General features: G+C 45.2%; 28 protein-coding genes and 1 other annotated feature. Of the genes, 12 read left to right on the forward strand and 16 right to left on the reverse strand.

Annotated features, from left to right (window positions below):
* Window positions 1-3 precede the first annotated feature (3 nt).
* From ACQ4XT_RS03910 to ACQ4XT_RS03920, 3 genes are all read right to left on the reverse strand, one after another.
* Window positions 4-804 carry an SDR family NAD(P)-dependent oxidoreductase gene (locus tag ACQ4XT_RS03910; RefSeq protein WP_446852589.1) on the reverse strand — a complete coding sequence of 267 codons (801 nt, stop codon included), beginning with the start codon at window positions 802-804 and terminating at the stop codon, window positions 4-6.
* 193 nt (window positions 805-997) lie between these two features.
* Window positions 998-1,153: a hypothetical protein gene (locus ACQ4XT_RS03915; RefSeq protein WP_202410145.1), complete on the reverse strand. Its 156-nt coding sequence runs from the start codon at window positions 1,151-1,153 to the stop codon at window positions 998-1,000.
* Between the two features lie 339 nt (window positions 1,154-1,492).
* Window positions 1,493-2,266 (reverse strand): 3D domain-containing protein, encoded by a 774-nt coding sequence (locus ACQ4XT_RS03920; RefSeq protein WP_446852590.1) that lies wholly within the window; start codon window positions 2,264-2,266, stop codon window positions 1,493-1,495.
* A 394-nt stretch (window positions 2,267-2,660) separates the two neighbouring features.
* Between ACQ4XT_RS03920 and ACQ4XT_RS03925 the strand changes: the two genes are divergently transcribed.
* The gene (locus tag ACQ4XT_RS03925) at window positions 2,661-3,719 is read left to right on the forward strand and encodes a class I SAM-dependent methyltransferase (RefSeq protein ID WP_446852591.1); all 1,059 of its coding nucleotides are present in this window, start codon (window positions 2,661-2,663) and stop codon (window positions 3,717-3,719) included.
* 173 nt (window positions 3,720-3,892) lie between these two features.
* Here the strand turns inward: ACQ4XT_RS03925 and ACQ4XT_RS03930 are convergent, their stop codons facing one another.
* On the reverse strand, window positions 3,893-4,660 hold the full coding sequence (locus ACQ4XT_RS03930; RefSeq protein ID WP_446852592.1) for a MerR family transcriptional regulator: 768 nt from the start codon (window positions 4,658-4,660) through the stop codon (window positions 3,893-3,895).
* A gap of 227 nt (window positions 4,661-4,887) precedes the next feature.
* Here ACQ4XT_RS03930 and ACQ4XT_RS03935 point away from each other — a divergent pair, with 227 nt between their 5' ends.
* On the forward strand, window positions 4,888-5,358 hold the full coding sequence (locus ACQ4XT_RS03935) for a DinB family protein (RefSeq protein WP_446852593.1): 471 nt from the start codon (window positions 4,888-4,890) through the stop codon (window positions 5,356-5,358).
* 132 nt (window positions 5,359-5,490) lie between these two features.
* Here the strand turns inward: ACQ4XT_RS03935 and ACQ4XT_RS03940 are convergent, their stop codons facing one another.
* Window positions 5,491-6,183 carry a Type 1 glutamine amidotransferase-like domain-containing protein gene (locus tag ACQ4XT_RS03940; RefSeq protein WP_446852594.1) on the reverse strand — a complete coding sequence of 231 codons (693 nt, stop codon included), beginning with the start codon at window positions 6,181-6,183 and terminating at the stop codon, window positions 5,491-5,493.
* Window positions 6,180-7,088, reverse strand: coding sequence for a formate/nitrite transporter family protein (locus tag ACQ4XT_RS03945; protein ID WP_446852595.1), 909 nt, complete (start codon window positions 7,086-7,088; stop codon window positions 6,180-6,182). The genes ACQ4XT_RS03940 and ACQ4XT_RS03945 overlap by 4 nt, the downstream gene beginning before the upstream one ends.
* A gap of 112 nt (window positions 7,089-7,200) precedes the next feature.
* Between ACQ4XT_RS03945 and ACQ4XT_RS03950 the strand changes: the two genes are divergently transcribed.
* Window positions 7,201-7,374 carry a hypothetical protein gene (locus tag ACQ4XT_RS03950; protein ID WP_446852596.1) on the forward strand — a complete coding sequence of 58 codons (174 nt, stop codon included), beginning with the start codon at window positions 7,201-7,203 and terminating at the stop codon, window positions 7,372-7,374.
* A gap of 130 nt (window positions 7,375-7,504) precedes the next feature.
* Here ACQ4XT_RS03950 and ACQ4XT_RS03955 read toward each other — a convergent pair whose 3' ends face one another.
* From ACQ4XT_RS03955 to ACQ4XT_RS03965, 3 genes are read right to left on the reverse strand one after another with little or no spacing between them, the layout of a single operon-like run.
* On the reverse strand, window positions 7,505-7,957 hold the full coding sequence (locus ACQ4XT_RS03955; protein WP_446852597.1) for a DUF4064 domain-containing protein: 453 nt from the start codon (window positions 7,955-7,957) through the stop codon (window positions 7,505-7,507).
* Window positions 7,958-7,973: 16 nt separating this feature from the next.
* Entirely contained in the window at window positions 7,974-8,930 is a 957-nt protein-coding gene (locus ACQ4XT_RS03960) for an ABC transporter permease (RefSeq protein ID WP_446852598.1), read from the reverse strand.
* Window positions 8,923-9,843, reverse strand: a complete 921-nt coding sequence (locus tag ACQ4XT_RS03965; protein WP_446852599.1) for an ABC transporter ATP-binding protein — start codon at window positions 9,841-9,843, stop codon at window positions 8,923-8,925. Before ACQ4XT_RS03965 ends, ACQ4XT_RS03960 begins: the two co-directional genes overlap by 8 nt.
* Before the next feature lie 930 nt (window positions 9,844-10,773).
* Here ACQ4XT_RS03965 and ACQ4XT_RS03970 point away from each other — a divergent pair.
* On the forward strand, window positions 10,774-11,916 hold the full coding sequence (locus tag ACQ4XT_RS03970; RefSeq protein WP_446852600.1) for a conserved virulence factor C family protein: 1,143 nt from the start codon (window positions 10,774-10,776) through the stop codon (window positions 11,914-11,916).
* A 9-nt stretch (window positions 11,917-11,925) separates the two neighbouring features.
* Window positions 11,926-12,357, forward strand: coding sequence for a BrxA/BrxB family bacilliredoxin (locus ACQ4XT_RS03975; protein ID WP_446855569.1), 432 nt, complete (start codon window positions 11,926-11,928; stop codon window positions 12,355-12,357).
* Between the two features lie 36 nt (window positions 12,358-12,393).
* Here the strand turns inward: ACQ4XT_RS03975 and ACQ4XT_RS03980 are convergent, their stop codons facing one another.
* The 3 genes from ACQ4XT_RS03980 to ACQ4XT_RS03990 form a co-directional block, all read right to left on the reverse strand.
* A complete protein-coding gene (locus ACQ4XT_RS03980) occupies window positions 12,394-13,584 on the reverse strand; it encodes an MFS transporter (RefSeq protein WP_446855571.1) in 1,191 nt (396 codons plus the stop codon).
* Window positions 13,585-13,696: 112 nt separating this feature from the next.
* On the reverse strand, window positions 13,697-14,149 hold the full coding sequence (locus ACQ4XT_RS03985) for a GNAT family N-acetyltransferase (RefSeq protein ID WP_446852601.1): 453 nt from the start codon (window positions 14,147-14,149) through the stop codon (window positions 13,697-13,699).
* Window positions 14,146-14,379: a hypothetical protein gene (locus ACQ4XT_RS03990; protein ID WP_446852602.1), complete on the reverse strand. Its 234-nt coding sequence runs from the start codon at window positions 14,377-14,379 to the stop codon at window positions 14,146-14,148. The genes ACQ4XT_RS03985 and ACQ4XT_RS03990 overlap by 4 nt, the downstream gene beginning before the upstream one ends.
* A gap of 109 nt (window positions 14,380-14,488) precedes the next feature.
* Here ACQ4XT_RS03990 and ACQ4XT_RS03995 point away from each other — a divergent pair, with 109 nt between their 5' ends.
* Together ACQ4XT_RS03995 and ACQ4XT_RS04000 are read left to right on the forward strand one after the other, a co-directional pair.
* Window positions 14,489-14,770, forward strand: coding sequence for a lipoprotein (locus ACQ4XT_RS03995; RefSeq protein ID WP_446852603.1), 282 nt, complete (start codon window positions 14,489-14,491; stop codon window positions 14,768-14,770).
* Window positions 14,771-14,871: 101 nt separating this feature from the next.
* The gene (locus ACQ4XT_RS04000; protein ID WP_446852604.1) at window positions 14,872-15,018 is read left to right on the forward strand and encodes a hypothetical protein; all 147 of its coding nucleotides are present in this window, start codon (window positions 14,872-14,874) and stop codon (window positions 15,016-15,018) included.
* A 44-nt stretch (window positions 15,019-15,062) separates the two neighbouring features.
* Here the strand turns inward: ACQ4XT_RS04000 and mscL are convergent, their stop codons facing one another.
* Window positions 15,063-15,554 (reverse strand): large conductance mechanosensitive channel protein MscL, encoded by a 492-nt coding sequence (gene mscL / locus ACQ4XT_RS04005; RefSeq protein WP_146818208.1) that lies wholly within the window; start codon window positions 15,552-15,554, stop codon window positions 15,063-15,065.
* Window positions 15,555-15,742: 188 nt separating this feature from the next.
* Window positions 15,743-16,861, reverse strand: a complete 1,119-nt coding sequence (locus tag ACQ4XT_RS04010; protein WP_446852605.1) for an IscS subfamily cysteine desulfurase — start codon at window positions 16,859-16,861, stop codon at window positions 15,743-15,745.
* 97 nt (window positions 16,862-16,958) lie between these two features.
* Here ACQ4XT_RS04010 and nadB point away from each other — a divergent pair, with 97 nt between their 5' ends.
* The 5 genes from nadB to ACQ4XT_RS04035 all read left to right on the forward strand — a co-directional run bounded on the left by nadB (window position 16,959) and on the right by ACQ4XT_RS04035 (window position 21,340).
* Window positions 16,959-18,524: an L-aspartate oxidase gene (gene nadB, locus ACQ4XT_RS04015; RefSeq protein ID WP_446852606.1), complete on the forward strand. Its 1,566-nt coding sequence runs from the start codon at window positions 16,959-16,961 to the stop codon at window positions 18,522-18,524.
* Entirely contained in the window at window positions 18,505-19,356 is an 852-nt protein-coding gene (gene nadC, locus ACQ4XT_RS04020) for a carboxylating nicotinate-nucleotide diphosphorylase (RefSeq protein ID WP_446852607.1), read from the forward strand. The genes nadB and nadC overlap by 20 nt, the downstream gene beginning before the upstream one ends.
* Entirely contained in the window at window positions 19,353-20,453 is a 1,101-nt protein-coding gene (gene nadA / locus ACQ4XT_RS04025; protein ID WP_446852608.1) for a quinolinate synthase NadA, read from the forward strand. The genes nadC and nadA overlap by 4 nt, the downstream gene beginning before the upstream one ends.
* A gap of 109 nt (window positions 20,454-20,562) precedes the next feature.
* Window positions 20,563-20,745 carry an H-type small acid-soluble spore protein gene (locus tag ACQ4XT_RS04030; protein WP_115824538.1) on the forward strand — a complete coding sequence of 61 codons (183 nt, stop codon included), beginning with the start codon at window positions 20,563-20,565 and terminating at the stop codon, window positions 20,743-20,745.
* 115 nt (window positions 20,746-20,860) lie between these two features.
* Window positions 20,861-21,340 carry a hypothetical protein gene (locus ACQ4XT_RS04035; protein ID WP_446852609.1) on the forward strand — a complete coding sequence of 160 codons (480 nt, stop codon included), beginning with the start codon at window positions 20,861-20,863 and terminating at the stop codon, window positions 21,338-21,340.
* Between the two features lie 41 nt (window positions 21,341-21,381).
* Here the strand turns inward: ACQ4XT_RS04035 and ACQ4XT_RS04040 are convergent, their stop codons facing one another.
* Both ACQ4XT_RS04040 and ileS read right to left on the reverse strand, forming a co-directional pair.
* Window positions 21,382-21,996 (reverse strand): PH domain-containing protein, encoded by a 615-nt coding sequence (locus ACQ4XT_RS04040; RefSeq protein ID WP_446852610.1) that lies wholly within the window; start codon window positions 21,994-21,996, stop codon window positions 21,382-21,384.
* 111 nt (window positions 21,997-22,107) lie between these two features.
* The gene (ileS, locus tag ACQ4XT_RS04045) at window positions 22,108-25,197 is read right to left on the reverse strand and encodes an isoleucine--tRNA ligase (protein WP_446852611.1); all 3,090 of its coding nucleotides are present in this window, start codon (window positions 25,195-25,197) and stop codon (window positions 22,108-22,110) included.
* Between the two features lie 98 nt (window positions 25,198-25,295).
* Window positions 25,296-25,523 (reverse strand) — a binding site (T-box leader).
* Window positions 25,524-25,581 lie beyond the last annotated feature (58 nt).

Raw genomic sequence — 25,581 nt, forward strand, 5'->3', positions numbered from 1 at the left:
TCATTATCTCATGACGCTGCCTCCAGATATTTTCAAAGATTCACCGACAATATTGGTCGATGCCGCTGATAATAGGTAGACAATGGACCTCGCCACTTCATCGGGTTCACTCAGCTTTCCTGAAGGAATCCCTTGTTCGGCAGCTTTCCTTTGTTCTTCATAACTCCTTCCTTCCCTTTCCCCTTTTGAACGAATAGCTTCCTGCCCCATCGCTGTGTCTACATATCCGGGACAGACGGCGTTCACACGAACACCATGTTCAATGGCTTCGTGAGCGAAAGACTGGGTGAAGCCTATAATCGCAAATTTCGAAGCGCTGTATGCTGTACCGGAATGTGTACCTCTTAACCCAGAAAGGGAAGATACATTTACGATGCTCCCTCTCCCGCTGACTTTCATATCTTTATAGACTTCCTGGGTGAAAAGGACGATGGAAAAATAGTTGAGCTCCATCACTTTACGTAAGTCTTCCTCTTTTAGATCTTCCAGCGGACCTCCACCTATGATACCTGCCGAATTGACAAGTCCTGTCACAGGCCCTATCGCCTGCCTGGCGTCTCGCACTACGTTCCCACGATCCGTTTCATCGTTCAAATCAGCAGGGCTTATAAAAACTTTCATTTCTCCATTTATCGTAGCACATTCCTCTTTTAGTGAGACCAGTTTCTCCTCGTTCCTGCCTGTAATAGTCACTTGACCTCCAGCACGGACGATTTCTTTAGCGGTTTCATATCCAATCCCACCTGTCGCCCCTGTCACGAGAATGTGTTCACCTTTTAATGCTTCGCCAGAAAAAATGTTCATTATTTCGCCTCCTTAGCGGATACGATAACCGAACCTTCATATATGTAAACCTTCCTCCGGAAAATAAAAAATCAGCGCTTCATGACTGATCTTGTCAATGAAACGCTGATCCAAGGGACAACTTGTTTTAAATAGTCGACCATGTTTATTCTTTTTTTGTTACTTCTCATAGCTACCTCCACGACTTCTAATGCTATTTCCGCTTGTTAGTCTGCTTACGGAAAGAGAATAGAACCTTTCCACTCCGTGTGCGCTTCACGCCTTTAGCCTTGGATTGGACTTGTGCTTCCGGGCTGTTTTTATAATCCTGATCGAACAGTTCACGGGCTTTTGAGTATAGCAGAGTCATCGTGGTGTCCTCCCTTCATTTTTAGTATATAAAACGATTCCCCTTGATATTATTAGTAAAACTTCGTAAACGCAAGAAAAAATTATGTTTTATACGTTTTTTTCTAACGATAGAGCTTATTTAAGGAATCATCATTGCTGAACAATATCCGCACGGGTTGATTTTTAAACCTATTTGTGTGGAAAAATGTCGTTTTTTATATTTTACAACGGTGGGCATCCAGTATAAAAGGGGAAATTCCTTTGATGTCTATCCAATTTTTTAAGAGGGAGTTTTAAAAGGCATACCAGCGGAAAAACAAAAAGAGACGATCCCCTAAAAGGATCGTCTCCATTTATATTATTCATATACTTTTACTTCTACACTTTTACGTCCGAAGTCAAGAGCATCAGAACGATCTGCCATAAATACATCGATGCGGTTACCTTGGATTGCACCGCCGATATCGCCGGCGATCGCTTTACCATAGCCTTCTACATAAACTTCAGAACCTAGTGGAATTACGTTCGGATCCACGGCAATAACTTTTTGATCTGGGTTGGCTCTCAAATCAATACCAGTATAAGTTGTGCCTGAGCAACCTTCACAGAATGCTGTATACGCTGTCGCTTCCATATTCAATGTTTTAACGACACCATCTTCTGCTGGTTGGCTGGAAGTCTGCTCTGCTTCTGCCTCTTCATTGCTTGAGCTCTCTTCAGATGTGGTTTGTTCTGCAACTGCTGCTCCATCAAGAGTTAGTTTCTCTCCAGGGTAGATCAGGTTGGAGTTAAGGTTGTTCCAAGCTTTCAGTTCCTGCACGCTTACATTATTCGCTTGTCCAATGCTGTAAAGCGTGTCCCCGGATTGAACCGTGTGGACGCTGCTGGAAGTTTGGGATTGAGCATTTGCGTTTTGTTCTTCATTAATAGAAAGGACTTGATTAGGGAAAATCAGATTAGAGTTCAAACCGTTTTCTTCTTTTATATCATTCACAGATACACCATTGTTTTGAGCAATGCTCCAAAGCGTATCTCCTTTTTCTACTTTAATTTCATCTGCACTTACTGCTGTTGCTGTTACTGCCGAAACCGATGCGACCGCCGCCAAAGAAACAATTGTTTTTTTCATCATGTTTAATTTCCTCCTTGGTAAACAGCTCTCGCTCAGCCCTCGGCTAAGCGCTGTCTCAAAATCACAATTCCTACTGTAACACGTACAGCTCATATGCCAATAACAGGAACACAACAATAACTTTTCAAACATTACATCATCTTTACTTCAGTGTAATAATGCGGTTGTAATGGATAAATGTACCTATATTACTGCAAGAGTTGTTTCATTAAAGCCATATGTACAGGAACCAATACTCGAATTCATGTATATTTGGGAATATATGTATGACCTGGTACACCAGTTCTTGTAAGACCTGTACATCTAAACAGTGATTTTTTGATCGGGTAATTATTGTAAACGCTTTCAATAGCGGTTATAGTTGTACTAAATGATATGGAGAGGTGATTGGTCCATGCTAGGGGAAGCTGCGGTCAAAGATTCGAGGAAACCCAAGCCCTATAGTGAAGAGCATATGGACGAAACGTTTTCCCATCCGCAATATCGTATCGACCTTAGACGTTATTCAGAGAAAGAGTTTAACAAGTTTGTTCGTGTAAATACGGTATCTGATTGGTCCCTTTTGTCATGGAAGGATGTAGGTAAACCTTTTGAAGTCAAGAATTACTCCAAAGAACGGACAGAATGGGAGCAGGAAAATGCTCAAGTGATGGATCCGCACACTTCATGGACCTATTTCAACAAGTCCTTTCATGAGTGGTTCATCAAAGATGTCCCACAGGAGAAGAAACATGGTAAAAAACAGTTCATGCAAAGCCTCGCTTCATTTAAGCCAGGACAAGTAAAACAAGCGATCGGTAATCTAGTTCAATTGCAGTTATGGAATTATGTCCATAGAATCCAGGATGGAATCTGGGACCCACGCGGGAAAAGGGCCCTTTTTGAAGGTTTACATGTAGACCGCCCACGTATCCTCTTTCTAGGAGCGGCGGAAGGTTACGAAGCGATGCAGCTCGGAGCCATGTATCCAGGAGCAGAGATTGTCATGGTCGATTATGATGAGTTTTGCAAGACGACGCGGTTTGGAGAATTCCCCGAACATTATCCTTTCTTAGGTGAAAACCCTAAAACTGGACAGTGGAAAGTCACTTATAAAGATGATTTGAACATTGAATATGTGGTTGACGATATACGGAACCTTGATTTTGGAAAAGAATTCGATATCGTCCTTTCCGTGGGCCTGTTGGAACATTTTCCTGATGAATACAAGCCGGAAGTCGCTGACTGGCACCGGCGCTTTCTGAAAGAAGGGGGCTATGCAATTCTGACCACCCCACGGAACCAGCTTCGATCCCGCCTTTATTATTATGTCATGGCCGATGTGATGAATCATACTTACCGGGAACTCATGACTGTAGAACAGATGGGACTCTATATGTATGAAGCAGGATTCGACATCCTGAGACACGGCTACATCAAAGTGCATAACGGGCTTATTTGCCGCCCGCGATAAATTGGAATAATCTGTATGACCTGGTACGGCAGAAAATGGAACAGTCTGCTATATGAAATACACACATAAACAAAACCAGCCCTCACCGTTTTTGACGGTGAGGGCTGGTTTTTGGTTATCTGGGAATAATTGTATGACCTGGTCATACAATTATTCCCCTCCCCACAAGGCGATTAACTTTTTTCATGTTGGTCGCAGTAAATGTGCATGGCTTTATTGAGGAAATCGGCGTATCCCTTTTTCCATTTGTCGATATTTTTAGTGAAACGAGGGTCGTTGACGTACATGTCCGCTAGCCCTCTGAAAATACCCAGGTCGCACTCATAAAAGTAATCGGTAATGTGCTGACGTTTTTTATCAATTAACTGCTGAACATCCGGATCAGAAGGGGCACGATCCATTAATTTTACAAGCTCACGATCAATTTCATCTCCTTCTTGTTGAATCTTCTTCCAATCCTCCGTTGTATATTGAGATGTTTTCTGTTTGGATTGTTTGTAAGCTTCCGTATCCCCCCAGCGTTTTTCCACCTCTTTTTCGTACTTTTTCTGATGAGCTTCAATTTCACTTTTATCAAACGGACGAAAACGGTCTTCATTTTTCATACAATCTTCTCCTTCCAACGATTCGAGCGTCTGATCTACCGACCGGATTAATCGCTCCAAACGTTTTTTCTTTTCTTTTAAAATCTCACGGTGGCGCACCAATGCCACAGCTTCATCAAACTCAGGGTCATCCAGAATCTCCTTGATTTTTTTCAAAGAGAAATCCATTTCTTTAAAGAAAAGAATCTGCTGCAGGCGTGCCAACTCTTTTTCACTATATAAACGGTAGCCTTTTTTACTTACATAGCTCGGCGACAACAAATCGATGTGATCATAATGGTGCAGTGTGCGCACACTGACCCCTGTCATCTCCGCCATTTCTTTCACTTTATACATCGGTGATCACCTCATATTTAACGATAAGCTATGACGTAACGTCAGAGTCAATTCTTTCTATAAAAAATTCACTACGCCCTTTTGGATGTAGGTCTTTTTATTTAGGAATCAAATTAAACCTTGGGGCGATTTTCGTCGTTTCATGTAGTTTTTCGCTTTGGAAAGGGATTTAGTCGAACGTCGGAGAATAGAAGGAAGAATAACAATTTTAATAAGGTTGTGTTCCTATGAATATGTACTGTCAGAGCGCTTTTCATCAATTAGAAATCGTTATTGCATCCATTTCCGAAATGGTCGGTCAGTTATCAGAAGAAGATTTGACCCTAAGACCGACGGAGGGAAAGTACTCCATTGGGGAATTGCTTGAACACATTGCAGCAATCCCTGCGGCTGATGGGCACATCACAGAAGGGGCTTCAAAAGAAGAGATGGAGCACTTCTATGAAACGATATCCATGAAAACAAAAGATCAAATCTTAAAACGTCTATTTGAAAACTTTGCGCAATTAAAAACACAATTTGAAAACTACACCGAAGAGCACCTGTACACAGAAACCACGTCCTGGTGGGGTGTGACCAACACACGATTTGAATGGCTCGTCCAGACGGTCGCGCATATGTACCACCACCGGGGGCAATTGCACGCCATGTTAGTCCACACCTATAAGAAAGACCCGGAGATCCTGTTGTTCGAGTAGCTACCAAAAATAACAGGAAACTACCGTACCAGGTCATCCATATTATGGATGACCTGGTACACCTTATTCTTCCATATACTCCACTGACTAAAAAACTCCCTCGAGCTTGATATCAAGCTCGAGGGGGGATCATCAGCCTAAATATGTCATTTCCAGGTCATTTTCTTCAACTTCATCAGCTTCCACCCTTACATAGTAGCCCTTCGCTCCTTTGCGGGAGCTTACATTTTTCACTGGGTCTGTGTTTATGAAATGAACAGCCGCTCCGTCATCCAGTGCATAGCCTGGACGGATCGCACCATCTTTTATAAGAGATGTGTACGCTGGTTTCCGCTGTTCCTCCCCGTCATAATGAGGGCAGCAGCTTCCTGGAAGAAATCCAAGGCATTCTAATGGTTCCAGCTGGTCGCCGTAGGAATCCGTCACTCCTTCGTCAAACCAGCAAATAGCCCCTGCACTGATACCCGCAAGGACCACACCTTGCTCCCATGCTTCTTTCAGAATTTCATCCAGGCCCCACTCCCGCCAAAGTACGAGCAGGTTTTTCGTCGATCCTCCACCTACATAAATGATATCCTGTTCGAGCACAAATTTCCGTAAATCTCTCGTTGGTGGCTTGAATAAGGACAAATGTGTGGCTTCCGCTTTTTCTTTGAACGCTTCATAAAAGCGTTCGATGTAACTGTCCGCATCCCCGCTGGCCGTCGGTACAAAACAGATTTTCGGCCTATCTTTTTCTACTTGATTTAACACGTAATCGTCTAACAGTGGGTTTTCAGGCTCCATTGAGAAGCCACCGCCCCCCATAGCTATGATTTGCTTCATTGTTTGGCCCCCTTCTTATTCTTGTTTCTTCCCAGGGAGGTTTGAATGTCCTCTTTGTATGCATAAGAAAACAATAAGGATACCAATATCGCCCCTCCAATAAGGTTGCCGATACTGGCAGGTACAAGGTTGAAAAAGATATATTCATACCATGTGTACTTATCAGAAGCTAAAAACCCCATACTGAAGTACCCCATATTTGCAGCACTGTGCTGGAAATTACCTGCTACAAAAAGAACAACAGGTAAGGTGGTTCCGAGAATTTTACCCGTCAAATCCCTGGCAGAGGTCGTCAGAAAGGCCGCCATTCCAATGAGCCAGTTGGCAAGTACACCGGATATCAGAACCTGAAACCACCCTTTGACTCCATGGTCCATGAATTTCATTTTATGATCCAAATACATTTCAAGCTCAGGATAAAATGTACTGGCGAATGATCCTGACCACTGGATCAGTACAGCTACCAGAAAGGCTCCGATGATATTCCCAATATAAGAGGACAACCAGAATTTATAGATGTTCGTTTTCATCAACCCTGCCTTATTAAACAAATACGAGGGTAAAAGAACATTGATTTCTGTAAAAAGCACGGCCCCTGATATGAAGACCATCGAGTATCCTGCCGCAAACCCAAGCCCGGATAAAAGGTGGTAGATTCCTTTCGTCTCGACTCCAACGGCAAGAAGTATGGAAAAGACGGCTCCGAATGTCATAAAAGATCCGGCCGTCAATGCGAGTAAAAATTGAGCGCGGAAGGGCTTGTTTAAATGATCCCTCCCCTTTTCCCCAAACTCATCTACGATTTGGGATGGAATATAAAATTGTCTCCCAGGACGATCTATTTTCTGATTTGAATCGTTGTTTTCATTTACATCTGCTTCCTGTTGGTTTTCCTGATTTGCCACGGTCATCCCTCCAATGATTCTCACATTCCCGTTTCTTTAAAAATGTAATCTCCCCTGTATAACCTGATGCGTTTGAGAAATGGTAAGAAAAACAAGGAAAAGAGGAATGATGATGCCTAGAGATGAATTCTGCCTCGCTTGTGATGGAGAAGGTCTGTTAATGGATGATGAAGAGTGGCGCTATACTTGTAAGGTATGCGGCGGAAGTGGTCTCCGCCCGCAGGAAGGAAACGTCTATGACCGTCAGAGTGCAGATGTGGATGCAATGAATCGGTACTTGGATTAATCACCAGAGTTTCTCGTCCAGCTAAAAAGCGCTCAGCTTCAGCCGGGCGTTTTTTCTTCGTTTAAGCAGCTAAACTGGCGGTGGATGATAAACCAAAAGACGCGGCTTTAGAGCCACGCCTTTTCCCTGCTTAATAACTGATTGCTTCGTCGGTTGCGGTCTTCTTTGGTTTGCGGACGAGTGCAACAATTCCGGCAATCAAATACGCCACCCCGCCGAATAATCCCATAAAGACAGTCGCAAACGTGAAGATAATCGCAGAAATAATTAAAATGATTCCTGCTGCTTTCGGCTTCTTATTCCCTTTAAGGAACACAGCTGCCAGAATACCTAAGCCGATCGCAATTAAAGAGGCAATTAAGACAAACATCGCAAATGATCCCATCATTTCGAACATTTGGGTCATATCCGTGGAACTCAATTCCCCTTCCATCTGCACTTCCGGGGAATTCATGAAGTTTTCAATTTCTTGTTGTATTTGCGGATTATCTGCAGAGTTTAACAATACACCACTCAACAGAACAGGAAGTCCAAAAAGAACAATTCCGATGATGGTAAGAACGATTTCTACCGTGCGTTTCATTTCCTTCTCCTCCTTTTTATGCTCCTGCTACGTCACGTTTTGTAAAGAAGCCCCATGCTAAAGCCATGAATAGTACATAATATACCGCTAAAACGGCGATGGAAAACCCAAGAGAAGTTCCTGATACGAATGGTGTCCCGGACATGTATTGGCTCAAGTCCGTATTCGCAAACAGGATATATTTCGCCCACTCTTTTTCCATGAAGAAAACGATAATTGAGCTTCCAGCCATCATGAGGAAGATCGCCACCCCGATAGCAAGAGATGTATTTCTAAATACAGCGGCGATCATGAACGCGAACGTAGCCATCATAATTAATTCTACAAAACTCAATAAGTATTGTGAAACGGTAAATGAAAAGATTCCGGCATCTTTGACTTCACCAGCCTGAGTATATACATACGTCTGTGAAAAGCTGTCCATTCCGAACAATAAAGATCCCACTAAAAAGGACAAGATGTATAAGGCTAGTAGCATAGTGAACGCATACATGACAACGGAGACATATTTCGCAAGCAGGATTTTCGACCTTGATATTGGACGAATCAATAAGAGCTTGATTGTACCCCAGCGAAATTCATTGGCTGTAATACCTGCAGCAACAATAATAGTGAATAAACTTACCAGCGCGACAAATGTCCGGTTGTCACGGACAAAATCCCAAGCATTATAAGCCGTTGGCTTCAGGTCATTCTCAATGCGGTATTGATTCATTTCAACATTGGTATATGCCGGGTACTCAATCTCTGGCGGCTGTTCTCCCGCGGACATCAATTGCTCATTCTGCTGCTGAAGTTCCTGCTTCCAATTGTCACCGGTCGGAGCTTCTCCACCAGTAATGCCCGGGTCGACTTTAAGCAAAGCCCCTATTCCAATAATTGAAACCACTAACAGGATAGCCATGATCCACGTCGCCTTTTGGTTATAGAGCTTCATATGTTCATTTTTGATTAGTTGAAAAAAGTTACTCAATGGCTCCCTCTCCAATCAAATCCAAGAATTTATCTTCAAGCGTTGAGCGGTTGACGTTGACACTGTAGATTTGAATACCTTTTTGTACTAGGGCTGCAACAACGGTTGGAATTTTTTCCTTTTCCACTGTGAAAGTCAGGAGCTCTTCCTTAAGGCTCACATCCTTGCCAGTCATTTCTTTAAGAGCGACCATCGTTTGATCTACAGGGGTTGCTTCAATGGATACTTCTTTTTCCTCCGTTTGCTGCAGAGCATCCTGAACGGTCTGGATGGAAATCAATTCTCCATTTTTTATGATACCGATCCGATCACACATCATCTCCATTTCAGAAAGAATATGACTCGACACAATCACGGCTACTCCCTCTTCCTCTGCCAGCCTCCGGATGTATGCACGTATTTCTCTGATCCCGGAAGGATCCAACCCATTTGTAGGTTCGTCGAGGATAAGTACGGATGGTTTATGTAAAAGGGCTTGAGCAATTCCTAGGCGCTGCCGCATCCCAAGCGAATATTTCCCCACTTTTTCCTTCATCCGCTTTTCTAATCCAACAAGCTTGACGACTTCCTTTATACGTTCCTCCGTAACTCCAGGCATCATACGGGAGTAATGGACAAGATTTTTCCACCCGCTCATAAATGGGTACATTTCCGGATTTTCTACAATTCCGCCTACGTGACGGATCGCTCCTTTATAATTGTTCTGTACACTTTGTCCTTGAATGATCACATCCCCATCCGTCATTTTCATCAACCCGACCATCATTCGGATTGTTGTTGTTTTACCTGCACCGTTAGGCCCAAGAAACCCAAACACTTCCCCGCCGTAAATATCAAAATTCAAACCTTTAATAATCGTTTTTTTGCCAATTGTCTTTCTGACATTCTTCAACTGCATAACTGGCTCGGCCATTCTTCCCCCTCCTTTTTATCAACACACCTACTCTACGGTACAAAACCAATCTGGTTTCACAAATCATGAAAAATTTTACATTGTTCAAGTATATGGCAGCATTGTGGGAAGACTTGATTTCGAGATGTATGTGTGGATTTAGGGGCTCCGGGAAAAGGTTCGCTTTCCGTGGGCGAGTGATGAGCCTCCTCGAGCTAACGCTCTGCGGGGTCTCATCTACCACGCACTTCCCGCAGGAGTCTCACCGTTTCACTCCGCCCCTTTACCAAATGAGGTTCTCGAAATCCCTCTTATAGTAACCTGCCTAGTTGTGTTGTGAAATCCTGCTTAATCTGCATCGGCCTATGATTCTTAACTACAAAAGCTCTTATTACTGGAAGGTAGTTTCGAGAATGTCTTACGAAAAGTGGGCGGAGGGGAATGGCGAGACTCCTAACTTAAGTGTGCAGGCGCCTTGATCAGCGGCGTATGGACTGGACGGAGCTGGCGGAGATAAAGGAAACACGAAGAACGGAGGGATTCGATGTTGACTTATCGTACAGAAGCGAGGGAAGTCTCACTAGCCGCTAGGCGCCGGAACCGGATATCGTAGAGGAAAAAAGTGCAGGGTGAGACCCCACAGGACGCAGTCCGAGGAGGCTCAAAGAATAGTTGAAGTTCGATTAAGTTCGGCACGTCCTGTGCCAACATCGAACGACCCCACCTCGTGTGGGGCCCCGCGGAAAGCGAGCTATTCTCCGCAGCCCCATCCACTCAACAAAAGTCTTGAAACTGAGTCTTCAACAAACAGAAGCTTTAGTGGGACAATGGAGGGTGGGTACGGATGCGTGGATGAGCTTGGGAATTTTTGATAAGATGGAAGCATGGAATGAGGGCAGATCCCTCGGAACCGGATGGTAAGATGATCAGACTGTTAGGGGGTTATATTCAGTGAAAATCGTATCCATTGAACCGACACCTAGTCCGAATTCAATGAAGATTAATCTAAACGAAACCTTGCCGGACGGCGAGACTCACAATTATAAAAAAGACGATGAACAGAAGGGCGTGCCTGACTTTGTCCAGCATCTTTTTGAAATTGAAGGGGTCAAAGGCCTTTACCATGTGACTGACTTCATCGCTTTAGAAAGAAATGCGCGTGTTTCCTGGGAAGTGATTCTTCCGGAAGTAAGGAAGGTTTTCGGATCGGAAGCAGCCGAAGATGTATCTTTACAAAAACAGGAAGAACGGGATGAACACTTCGGGGAAGTCCGTGTGTTCGTGCAGATGTTCCGCGGCCTGCCGATGCAGGTGAAACTTGAGGAAGGCGAAGAGGAAACGCGTGTAGGGCTTCCTGAACGTTTCATGGAAGCAGCTATGAAAGCAGCGCCCGCTTCTCCGAACATGATCATGGAGCGTAAATGGGTGGAGCTGAACCCACGCTATGGCGACGTGGCTGAAATTGGTGAACAGGTAAAAGAGGAACTTTCGGCAAGTTATGACGACGAACGACTGGAGTCTCTTGTTAAACAAGCGTTTGACCAAGGATCGGTTGATGTCGAACCAAAGGAAGAAAAGGCGAAAATCAGCTTAGAAACGCTGGATCATGACGACTGGAAAGTTCGCTATGCGGCACTAGACCGAATGGATCCGACAGCAGATGACTATCGTCTGCTTGATAAAGCTCTGGATGATGAGAAGGCATCAATCAGACGCCTCGCGACCGCCTATCTTGGTATGATTGAAGAACTCGAAACACTTCCGTATCTCTATAAGGCACTCAATGACAAATCAGTCACTGTAAGACGAACAGCAGGTGATTGCATTTCGGACCTCGGTTTTAAAGAGGCTATGCCAAAAATGATGGAGTCACTTTCTGATTCCAACAAACTCGTCCGTTGGCGTGCAGCAATGTACTTGTATGAGCTTGGCGATGAAACCGCCCTCCCTGCCTTGAAAGAAGCTGCTGATGATCCGGAGTTTGAAGTTCGTCTGCAGATCAATATGGCTATCGAAAGAATTGAAGGCGGCGAAGAAGCTAAAGGATCCGTTTGGCACCAAATGACTCAAGCGACTAAGAAAAAACAACAATAGGAGGCTATGATTATGAATCCATATGAAGCGTATATGAAAGAAATCTCCCAGCCGATGCGTGATGAATTGACGAACGCAGGCTTCACAGAATTGACAACCCCTGAGGAAGTGGACACATTCATTAGCGAAACGAAAGGAACGTCCCTTGTCGTTATCAACTCTGTCTGTGGATGCGCAGCTGGACTGGCACGTCCTTCTGCCCGGGAATCGCTCAACAATGAAAAACGACCGGACCATACTGTTACTGTCTTCGCTGGCCAGGATCGCGACGCCACCTCACGCATGCGTGACTATTTGGAAGGCTATGAGCCATCCTCGCCTTCCATGGCTCTTTTGAAAGATGGAAAGGTTCTCCACTTCATCCCTCGTGAAGAAATCGAGGATTATGAAGTCGAAGAAATTGTAGCCAACTTAACGAACGCTTATAACCAGTACTGTTAACAAAAAGCGCCTTCCATCATCATGGAAGGCGCTTTTTCATGCGGTCTTGGTTTGATCCCCGCTTTTTTCAGGCTTAATGAATACGAGAACAATCAACAGAAGAAGACCACCTAAGGCCCCGCTGGCGATATAACTGATATTCAAATATTCTTTCATTAGCAGCGACATCATCGGCGGGCCTGCAGCTACTCCTATAAACCTTGATGAACTGTAAAAAGACGTAATCGTCCCACGCTCTTCTTTTTCAATCCCTTCTGTGATGAGGGCATCAAGGGTCGGGAGCATGCCGCCGATCGCCGTTCCTAATATACTCGTTACAACTAGAAGCAGAAACAACTTCTCATTGACGAAACCGACAAAAATGACGCTTGCCGATACCATAATCAGTGCAATGACAAGCACCCATTTCATGACGGTTGTGTCTCCTTTGATTTTTTTCCCGGTCACAAAGGCTGACACACATAACGTGAACAGTGGAATGGCAAGGACGAATCCTTTCTTCACGCCTTCAATGTTATGTGTTTTTTCAAGGATATCTGACATAAAGAACAACACCGCAAACAAAACGAGCATGGCGTAAGCCCCTAATAAAAAAACCGGATACAACCATTTCCCTTCCTGCTTGAAAATTTCCTTTGTCTTTTTCAAAAATTGCTTGAACGGCTGTGGTTTTTCCTTTTTCCCTTTAGGAACTTTTATAAAAAAGAAAACGAGAACAATGGAGATTAAACTGAAAAAGGAAATCGAAAAGAATGGCAAAAACCATAAAAACACAGCAAAAAGAGAACCCAGGATCGGACTCAGAACTTTCCCGAACGTATTTGATGTTTCAATGATACCAAGACAGGAGCTCGCTTTTTCGTCATCATCTTTATATAAATCTCCAACGAGAGGCAGAATAATCGGGGTCGCCCCGGCTGCGCCAATCCCTTGAAGAATTCGTCCAACCGTAATCCAGAGAAAGGGATCATCCAATTTCCATGAAGAAAATCCGGCGATCAGCCCTCCAATGAATGCAAGGACTAGACTTGGTAGGATGATTAACTTTCTGCCGAAACGATCGGATAAGTAGCCGGCAACAGGAATAAGGATAATGGCCGCTACGGAATAGCTGGTGATGATTGTGCTTGATTGAAAAGATGTGATGCCTACCTTTTTCTCGAAAATCGGCAATACTGGAATCAGCATGGAATTTCCGAGCGTCATCACAAGGGGAATGGAAGCCATACTAACAAGGCACCAACGGCTTACTTTGTTTTCCAATGCAATTCCTCCTACGTATTCATAAATGTAGGATGCCCTATTTCATTGGATTCACGATGAGAAAATCTGGATATACTCATGTGGCTTTTATGTAAACTTTTATAGACTCACCAGCTATGCCAAAGGCTTCCCCTTCCTGTTCCCAACCATATTTCTCATAATATCCTTCCAGGTCAGTAGCCAAATAAATAAAATCGTAACCTAACCTCCCCGCTTCCTCACTGGCATGACGCAGCAGCTGTTTCCCGACCTTTCGTCCTCGATGATCTGGATGGACATACAGACACGCAAGCCATGGACAGAGGTCCTGGCGGCTGTTCATATCATTTCTGAGTAGAGCATACGTGCCAATGATTTCGTTCTTGTCCTTGAGGATATAAAACTGTGGCAGATCATCTCCATTTTTTAATGATTGACGGATGCAGTCTTCATACAGCATGAAGTTATCTTCATTTCCCCACTGCTCCCAAAAAAGATCGATGGCACGGTCCACCAAGTCTACTCCCTCTTGCAAATGAATCACTTTCATTCCCTTATCCCCTTCGCTTTACCAAAAATATTGGTGATTAGAATAGCCATCAGTATAGGCAGAATCAACATGATCGCTGGCATGATTTTCACAAGAATCGACGGGTCTTCTCCGCCATTGATCATCCATGGATCAGGATCCTGAAGAAAGGTCAGAACCAGACCAGTTCCCCAAGAAACAAGCCCATAGCTTAGAATCAACGCAAAAAGGAACACGATAAATTTTTTCATTAGATCACCTCTACCTTTTATACGAAGACCATAGTCTCAAGTTTCAAACTTCCGTTTCATAGGTGTCTTCACCGGGGATAAGAGTTACAAACAGGAAGGAGTTGGAAAAATGAAAAAATGGTTGATCATTCTCGGTATGTCAACTGTATTCACTCTAGCCGGCTGTGGTGGGGAGGACGACGGGGACATGGAAGAAGATCAGAACGAAAACCAGGAAGAAATGGAAGACACAGAAGAGAATTCGAATGATACTGAGAGCGATATGGGTGAAGATGATACAGAATCCGAAGATAACATGGATGAAGAAAATGGAGATATGGAAGGAGACGATTCCACCGATACCGAAGGAAATGGTCAGGATGATGATGCCATGGATGATGAAGAACAATAACAGCTGATTTCATTACCATAAAATTACACTATATTCACTTCCCCTTAACATAGGACGGGTATCTTTTATACGTAACTCACTTTGGAAAGGGGATTTTTTACATGTTGAAGAAATGGATGTTGGCGTTAGGTATGGTATCTGTTTTGACCCTTGCTGCTTGTGGTGGAGAAGAAGACGGTGAAATGGAAGAAGAACAAACAGAAGAGCAGGAACAAAGTGACACAGAGAGCGAAGACAGCACAGAATAATATTTGAAAAACAAAAGGCGGATCCTTTTTAGGATTCGCCTTTTTTATTTGATCCGCCATTTCGTCTTCACTTGTTGGCGCGGTGAAGGATTGGCTTCAAGTGAAGATGAACAATTCGGGCAGATGATGGCTTGAGTGGGAATTGGCATACAGCAATACGGACACTCTTTTTTCGTCATTCCATGCAAAGGGTGCTGGTGAGGTTTCTTCCAGCGGTTGATTTGCCGGACGACGAGAAAAACCGCAAAAAGAATGATGATAAAACGGACAGAAGCCGTAACAAACAGACCATAATTGATGGTGGCTGCTCCCGCTTCTTTAGCAGCCGTAAGCGAAGGGTAAACCGATCCATCCAGACTGAGGAACATATTCTCAAAGTTCATTTTTGTGTACAAAACCCCAACAGGCGGAAGTAAAATATCAGTCACAAGTGAATCAATAAATCCACTGAAAGCGGCACCCAGGACCATCCCAACTCCCATATCAACGGCACTTCCACGGACGGTGAACTGTTTGAATTCATGCAACAATCCCAAACCAGGCTCCTCCTCTCACCCATCATCCTATGAGCAAAAAGGACAAACTATGATTCAGAAGGAAAACCTTCATACCTGGCACCGTTTTTCCTGACTAAGGGTTTCCTCCCTGGTTGTAACCGGGAAGGGTAAGAGGGAAATCTATTCAACAGCTCCACCATATGTACAGGTGCAGTCTTCAAAAAAATTCACCGAGACACGGTCGGTTTACGTAAACCATTTAGGAAAAGAGCAAGATCCCTTATCTGCTCATTCGTCTGATGATGACTGAAAGAAAGACGGATGAAAGACTTGGCCTCTTCCACATCATACCCCATCGCGATCAATGTACCTGGCGACTCCTGACTGCCTGCCTGGCAGGCGCTCCCTGTGGAAAAATGAAAATCACGTCGATTCCCTTCGAGCATCGCCCATTGTCCTTCCATCTCCGGTAGAAGCAGACCGATGATCGGTACAGCATGATCCGCTGTGTCTCCTACGATCTGCCACTCTCCCGCTCTAAGAAACGCCTTTTTCAGTTCCATAATCTTCGACTCGATTCTATGCCTCGCGTTCACCATTTTTTCAGCGGCTACCGTAAATCCCGCAATGCCTGGTGTGTTGACAGTCCCTGCTCTGACTCCCCCTTCGTGCGTGCCCCCCGGACTTTTCGGAGCAAACGAAAGTGACGGCCGAATATAGACCGCTCCTATCCCTTTCGGCCCGTAAAGTTTGTGTGCACTCACCGAGAGACTATCGACATAAGGTGCCACTTCCTCCACCGGCACTTTTCCAAAGGATTGAACACAATCACTGTGAAAAAGAATCCCATACGAGCGGCAAACATCAGATAGGCTGCGAATCGGCTGCACCGTTCCAATATCGGAATTCACATGTTGGATCGCCATGAGAACAGTATCCTCTTGGACTGCCCTTTCCACATCTTCCACATTGACGCTTCCCGCTTCATTCAGTGGCACCCTGGTGACCTTATAACCCTCTCTTTCGTATTTGTGAATAACGTTCCGTACAGAAGAATGCTCGGCATCCGTGGTAATGATATGCCTCCCACTTCCCGCTTTCAGAAGAGCGTGGATCGCAAGTTCATTACTTTCCGTGCCTCCACTCGTGAAATAAACCCCTTCCTTCCCCACCCCCATTAGCCCTGCTATTGTAGTTCGGCATTGTTCCAACAATGCATGAGCTTTTGTTCCGGAATCATGTAAGCTTTTCGTATTGGCAAAATAGTTACGAGTCGCATGAGTATATGCCTCGAGCGCATCCTCATCTACCGGGCATGTCGCCGCATAATCAAAGTACCCCTCCACATTTCTCTCTCCTTTTTGATCCAAATCTCTTGTCAATAGTGTAACAGTGTGTAAATATAAGTGTAAATACACATGTATATTTACGGAGGTTAAATTCATGGTTCGGACCGCAGATATCATCATCATTGGTAGTGGCGTAGCGGCCCTACAACTCGCCCGGCAACTTGCGGCGGACAAAAATGTGATTATTATCACAAAGTCCTCGCTCGGTCATGGAAATTCCCGTTTAGCTCAAGGTGGAATTGCTGCAGCTATAGGGGACAGTGATCACCCCTTTTATCACTTCATGGATTCAGTCGTTGCTGGAAGGTCAATGAATAACCATCAAGCGACACTGATGATGACGGAGGAAGCTCCGCAAATCATCCGGGAACTGGAAATGGATGGTTGCGCTTTTGATTATAAAGAAAAGGGTATTCTTGCACTTGGCAAAGAAGGCGCCCATACACAGAACCGAATCATCCATGGAGGCGGAGACCAAACAGGAAAAGTTCTTATGGATTACATGACACAATCCCTCCCCCCTCACGTCGAAATTCTTGAAAACCATTTTGTATTTGAGTTGATGACAAACGAAGACGGAAGTTGCTTTGGGGTGAAAAGTAAGGATGCGTACGGGATTCACGAATTCCATGCTCCCCACACCGTCCTTGCGACAGGGGGATGTGGACAATTGTATGCATCCACATCCAATGCCTCTTCTGTCACGGGTGATGGGATGGCGCTCGCCTATCAAGCAGGCGCAGACCTTACCGACATGGAATTTATTCAGTTCCATCCTACCCTTCTGTACATACAAGCAAAGCCGGTGGGGTTGATTTCGGAAGCGGTGCGCGGAGAAGGGGCAGTGCTCGTTGATGAAATGGGAACACCAATCATGGAAAACGTTCATCCTCTTAGAGACCTTGCGCCCAGGCATGTGGTTTCGCAAACGATTTATCAAAAAAGGAAAACCGGTGAAAACGTCTATTTGGATATAAAGGGCGTAGACAGGTTTCAAACAAGGTTTCCCCATATCACAAATTTATGCCTGCAGTACGGGGTGGACCTGAATGAAGGACAGATTCCAGTAGCTCCCGGCTGCCACTTCTCCATGGGTGGAGTGAAAACGGATAGGGTCGGAAGGTCAACCGTCGAGGGTTTGTATGCTATTGGGGAAGTCGCCTGTACAGGTGTACATGGAGCCAACCGGCTGGCTAGCAACTCACTTCTTGAAGGACTCGTTTATGGAAAAAGACTGGCCAAACATTTGCAAAATAGCTCGGATTATTTTTCTCGACCTAAGGAAGCCAACAATTTAAGAAAGCCCCTCCCTTTCCAACTCCCCTCCAAAACCGAGATCCAGGAGCGGATGATGGAAAACGTCGGCATCATGAGGGACGGACAAAGGTTAGTCTACCATCTGCAGTGGTTGGAATCGTTCGTTCGACCATCCGAATGGAGGAACTATGACCTAAGTATGCTCACATTCGAGCAAATGACGAAAATGTTCATGCTGCAAACATGCTGGCTGATCACCCGATCCGCCCTCGAGCGTGAGGAAAGCCGAGGCGGCCATTACCGAAGCGATTTTCCTGAAGAGCAGTGGGAATGGCAAAACAAACAAATTATCAGACAAAGAACATTAGAAATGAGGGAAGCTCATGAATCCATGGAGACGTAAACAACAGCTAGAAGCCTTCTTTACGGAGGATATTGGGGAACATGATTACAGTACCGACTTTTTATTTCCAAAAAATCACCATGGCAGACTGACCTTTACATCGAAAACAGAAGGCATTTTTTGCGGAGCAGACATCATCACCGATGGCTATTACCTGCTGGACTCTGCCATTACCGTCAAACTCTATATTCATGACGGAGAATGGGTGCGTACAGGTGAAGCGATTGCCACCATCGATGGTCCTGTGGGTGAGCTATTAAAAGGGGAACGCGTTATTCTCAACCTTATTCAACGCATGAGCGGAATTGCAACGCTGACAAACAAGGCCGTTGAAGCCTTAAATGATGAAAAAATTAAAATCTGTGACACACGTAAAACCACCCCTGGATTGCGCTCTTTTGAGAAGTACGCCGTCCGGACCGGCGGCGGCTACAACCACCGTTTCGGCCTATACGATGCCGTCATGCTGAAAGATAACCATATTGCGTTTTTTGGTTCGGTTCGTGAAGCTATCGCCCGAGCGAAAGCATCTGTCGGTCATACCGTCAAAATTGAAGTGGAAACAGAAACGGAAAACCAGGTCATGGAGGCTGTAGAAGCAGGTGCCGATATCATTATGTTCGATAACCGGACGCCCGCAGAAATCAAATACCTCTCCACATTAGTCCCTCCTTCGATTACAACAGAAGCATCCGGAGGAATCACCCTTGAAACCTTACCCGATTACCGCGGACTTAAAATTGACTATATATCCCTCGGATTGTTGACCCATTCCGCCAAAGCTCTTGATATCAGCGCCCGTGTAGCCACAACAAAGGAGGAAATAAGATGAACCTTTTTGAAACGATTGAACAGAATACGCTGCCTGATCGTTATAAGACGATGAAAACGACAGACCTTGAAGAGAGAGTGCTCCAAATAAAGAGAGAAATGGGAGAGAAACTTTTCTTACCTGGACACCATTACCAAAAAGATGAAGTGATCCAATTTGCTGATGCACGTGGGGATTCATTAAAACTCGCTCAGTTATCCGCGTCCCAACATAAAGCGGAAGCTATCGTTTTTTGCGGCGTTCATTTCATGGCGGAGACAGCAGACATTTTGACGCGGGAGGACCAGCACGTCTACCTTCCAGATATGCGCGCAGGATGTTCGATGGCGGATATGGCGAATATCCAACAGACGGAAAAATCCTGGGATCGTCTCATGGAACTTTTTGATGATACCATCCTGCCCCTAACCTATGTAAATTCAACAGCAGCCATTAAAGCTTTTGTAGGAAAGAATGGCGGAGCCACCGTCACTTCTTCGAATGCCGCAGATATGCTGAAGTGGGCGTTTTCCCAGAAAGAACGAATCCTTTTCCTGCCTGACCAGCATTTGGGAAGAAATACGGCCTACGACCTCGGCATCCCGCTCGATCAGATGGCAGTCTGGGATCCGATTGTAGAAGAACTGATCTATGACGGCCCTTTGGAGGCTGTCAAAGTGATCCTATGGAAAGGACACTGCTCTGTTCATGAAAATTTTAGAGTTACTAATGTGGAACAGGTCCGTGCCGATCATCCTAATATGAAAATCATCGTCCACCCGGAGTGCAGCCGTGAAGTTGTAGAGCTTTCTGATCTCTCAGGGTCTACTAACGCCATCATCCAGGCGATTGAGAACGCTCCACCTGGAAGTGAATGGGCCATCGGAACTGAAATGAACCTCGTCAATCGCATCATCCAGGAACATCCGGAGCAGCACATCATTTCATTGAACCCGAGGATGTGCCCGTGTCTGACGATGAACCGGATCGACCTCCCCCACCTGGCCTGGTCGCTTGAATCATTAGCAGAAGGTCGGCCACAGAACTTGATACGAGTCGAGTCTACTGTTGCTTCTGATGCCCGAAAAGCATTGGACCGGATGTTGGTGCGGGCGTGAATGGAGGACGAAAGTGCCCTAACTCCCAACGAAAGTGACTTAACGTTTTTACGGAGAATACCGCAGCCCATTCTTGAGAATATTACGTTTAAAAGGAGGGGTTGTTGAGATGAACAAAGAACGCGCAAAAGAAATCTTTAAATCTGAAGACATGATTCCGGTCATGCACGAAGACCGTGAAATTTACATCGAAGAGGTTATTGAACGTAATGAAATGGCGCGCATTCACCCGACAGATCAGCCGAATATCGTTCAAAAGGTTCCATTATACGAATTGAAAGAACAAGAATAGGTCAGAAGCCGCACTCACTACTGAGGCGGCTTTTCTTTTTAAGGTGTGTACATCCTTCGCTCCTTGCGTAATAATGGAAATATAAGGAATGTAAATTACATAGTAGGAGGATTATATGAGGAAGTTATTGTGGGTAGCCTGCCTGTTCTTTGCGGCCGCTTGTTCTGAAGGTGAAACAGAAGAACCCTACACGGTTGAAGATGCGAAAAAAGATGGACATGTGATTGTTGAACATCAATCCGAACAATTTGATCAAATAAAAAGCGGGGCATTGGAAGTTGGAAACATAAAAAAAATGTCCGCTTTTATTAACAACGTAGAACAAGGGGTGGAAGACAATGTTGACGTATCCATCTTCAGTCCTGACGGCTCCCATTATCAAAACTCCTTCTCCTACGATGGAGAGGCCGTCCGTTTCGTCAACAATTACGGTGCCTATCCGTCCTCTCCTGCTGGCACATTCGATTGTGAATACGTGACTCGCCGCGGGCCAATGGTGTATGTGAGCAACTGCCAATCAGAAGAAGGGGAAGATCTCTCCACTCTGCTAAGCTTTGTGGGTACTGAAAAAGCATTCAGAGAAGCTGGAAATTAAAGAAAACCCGGATCATGCGATTAACATGATCCGGGTTTTCTTTAATTCTGAATATATTTCTCAAACACATCATCAAAGTCTTTGCGTGTATTCTCTTTGTATTTTTGTGTGAACCAATCATACGCAAAAGTAGCCGCTTCACTGAATTCTTTCGAAATATCATTTTCATGGAACCGGTTGTCATGGATAAGATCCTGTGCCATTCCAATGCTGTCTTTCGCAAAAGCCGCCTGACGCTGATTTTCCTCCTGGATTTGAGAGATGGACACAAGGGATTTATACAAGTCCGCAATCGCTTCTCCTTCATCCTTGGCGATGTCGATGCTCATGTACTGATCACCGATGTAAAACTTGATTTCTAAATCCAGATCGATCGTCCCCGCCGTCTCCACAGATACACTGCGAATTGGATGCTGGTAATAGTCATAGCGTTTGATGTTACGTTTACTGCTTGTCGCTTTGTCACCATCGAGGTGGATAAGCGCACGGTTCGTAAAGCAGTATTCATCACTTTTTGACTTGATTAAAAAATGGATTTTCTCCCCGTCTTCCGTTAATACAAAATCATCGGACTGCGCTTTATCAAAATCTTCTTTTCTGATGATCTTTCCAATGTCACTCAAACCCAGTGCATCACTCGCCATTTTCTTGAACATGGTTATACCTCCTGAATGTTCGTATTCGTTGTTTACTTCGATACTACACACCCAAATCCTTTTGCTGAAAATAAAAAACTGGAGCATTGAATGCTCCAGTTTTTTCAACTACTACTTTTGAAGCGCTAGTTTCAGCTGGTAATCACCGACTGTGTACTCTTTCATCGCTTCTTTTTCACCGACCGTCAAATCATTCACAAGAACATTTTCACGGATCAGCTGTTCATTTTGCTGGATCGCTTCTTTTACGTCTGCGTCTCCATCAAGGGCGATGTCGACACGAAGATCGATTGGAAGATCCTGCTGTTTACGTTCATCCTGGATGACGCGGATCACTTCACGCGCGAGGCCTTCAAGACGAAGCTCTTCTGTGATGTTCGTATCAAGCACAACGTGGAAGTCCTGGTTGGATCCCATGGACAGTCCAGCATCCGCGACGCGTTCTACGTTCAACAGATCCATCGTCACTTCGACTTCTCCATCTCCCGTCGGCACCACAACTTTTTCATTCTGGACAATTTTCGCTGCTTCTTCGTCTGAAAGCTTTTCAAGATAGCCTTTCACAACGCCGACGTTTTTCCCTAGGACAGGTCCTGCCGCACGGAAGTTCAGCTTCACTTCATAACGGACAAGATCATCAGAAGATTGCTTCACGACCACTTCTTTGACGTTGATTTCATCACGGATGATGCTGCTGTATTCTTCGAGCGCTTTTCCTTGATCCTGGTTGACCGGGATGACGACAAGCTCAGATAACGGCTGTTTTGTCTTGATGGATTCCGTATTACGGACACCACGAGCAAGCTCAACCACTTGCAGGACAGCATCCATATCTTTTTCAAGCTGTGTGTTGACAAGTGTATCGTCCACTCTCGGGAAGTACGCCAAGTGCACACTTTCACCCGTCAAGTTTTGATAGATGTCATCAGCAAGAAACGGCGTGTAAGGAGCCATCAGCTGACTCAGCTGTGCCAACACTTCGTGGAGTGTGTGGTAAGCCGCTTTCTTGGACTCTGTCATGCCTTCTTCCCAGAAACGGTCACGGGAACGACGGATGTACCAGTTACTCACTTCATCAACATACTTCTCAAGAGCTTTCGCAGCTTTTGTGAAGTCATAGTCGTTCAACGCTTCTTCTACGACACCCGTCACACTGTTGAGGCGGGAAAGCACCCAGCGGTCAAGCAGTGTCTTTTCGCCCTCTTCATTCTTATCGAACGTATAGCCATCGATATTGGCATACAACGTGTAGAAACCGTGCGTGTTCACGAGCGTGTCGATGACTTTCGATTTCGCTTCGATGACGACACGTTCAGAGAAACGCTTGTTATTCCATGGTGCACTGTCAGCTAGCAAGGCCCAACGGAAAGCGTCGGCACCAAATTTCGTAACAAGATCTGTCGGGTTCAAAGCGTTCCCTTTACTCTTGGACATCTTACGTCCTTCTTCATCAAGGATGTGACCCGTGGAAAGGACACGCTTGTATGGAGCTTTACCTGTGAACAATGTGGAAACAGCAAGCAGACTGTAGAACCATCCACGCGTCTGGTCGATTCCTTCACAGATGACATCCGCAGGGAACTGCTTCTCGAACTGATCTTTGTTTTCGAACGGATAGTGCTGCTGGGCAAATGGCATAGACCCGGAGTCGAACCATACGTCGATAACTTCTGGTACGCGGTTCATCGTGCCATTACATTTTTCACACGTTACCTGGACACGGTCGACATAAGGCTTGTGAAGCTCGACATCACCGATATCGCCGATCGCTTTTTCTTGTAGATCCGCTTTGCTGTGCGGTGCGTACTGGTGGTCACAAGAATCACACATCCAGATTGGAAGTGGTGTTCCCCAGAAACGGTTACGACCGATGTTCCAGTCGACCATGTTTTCAAGGAAGTTACCGAAGCGGCCATCTTTGATGTGGTTCGGATGCCAAGTGACTTCCTGGTTGTTCTTGATGAACTGATCTTTCAGTTCGGTCGTCTTGATAAACCAGCTCTCGATTGCGTAATAAAGCAATGGAGAATCACAACGCCAGCAATGCGGGTAGCTGTGCTCGTATTTCTCTTTATGGAAAAGGAGTCCTTCATTGGCCAGGTATTTCACGATATCGACGTCGCAGTCTTTGACGAAACGTCCTTCAAATGGAGGGATATCCTCTGTATATCGGCCTTGACCATCTACGACATTGAAGAAGGACAAGTTGTTTTCCTTCACCAAGTTGTAGTCATCCTCACCATAAGCTGGTGCGATGTGAACGACACCTGTACCGCTTTCGGCGTTGACGAAGTCTGCTTCGACTACGAAGTGACCACGTTCAGGCTTCACGAACGGGAACGGCGGCTGATATTCGACATCCTTAAATTCGCTCCCTTTATGCTTGGATACGACTTCGTACTCTTCCCCAAGGTTCTTCTCAGCAAGAGCTTCCGCAACGATGTACACTTCGCCATCTTTCTTCGCCTTGATATAATCAAGGTCCGAGTGAACAGCAAGCGTTACGTTGGCTGGCAATGTCCATGGCGTTGTCGTCCAGCCAAGGAAGAATTCATTTTCAGAACCTTTCACTTTGAACTTCGCCGTTGCGGAAAGGTCTTTGACATCTTCATAGCCCTGTGCCACTTCGTGGGAGCTCAATGTCGTCTGACAACTTGGGCAGTATGGTGTAACACGGTGACCTTTAGAAAGCAGGTTACGCTTGTGAAGGTCACTCAGGATATACCAGACACTTTCAATATAACGATCCTGTAGAGTCACATACGGATCATCCATATCGAGCCAGTAACCGATGGATTCCGTAAATTCACGCCATTCTTTTTCATAGTTGAAGACACTTTCTTTACATTTCTCGATGAACTTCTCGACGCCGTACTCTTCGATCTGCTGCTTTCCGGAGATGCCAAGCTGTTTCTCGACTTCAAGCTCAACCGGCAGACCGTGTGTATCCCAGCCGCCCTTACGAAGTACTTGATAGCCCTGCATCGTTTTATAACGTCCGACAAAGTCCTTGATTACGCGGCCAAGGACGTGACCAGCGTGAGGAAGGCCGTTTGCTGTCGGCGGTCCTTCGTAAAAAACAAATGTTTCTGCACCTTCGCGCTCGTTCATGGAGCGACGGAAGACGTTTTCTTTATTCCAGTAATCTTTGACACGATTTTCGCGGTCTAAAGCCGCTTCTTTCGTATTGACACTGCGCATTCCTTCCACCTCTTACCCTTTGATTTTTTGTATAGAAAAATGATTACAAACTTCCTAGTGAAGGCAGGAACAAAATAAAAATCCGCCCCTGCTGTAATAACAGGGACGGATTTGATTCCGCGGTACCACCCATATTCCGCGCAATGCATGCACGGCTCTCGGTTCACATAACGGATAACGGCCGCCCACCGGTTCCACTTACTCTGTATCATTTCAGCAGAACTTCTCAGAGATGATCTTCAGCTATTACCCGTCATCGCTTCACACCTGCCAGCGACTCTCTTGAGATCGGAATAAAAGCCTACTCTTCCCGTCAACGAAACTATACGTATCTTCTCCATATCCTACAATGTAATCTTTTGTATGTCAAAGCTTTCTTACCCT

This window comes from Halobacillus sp. 12SKB (assembly GCF_052941655.1).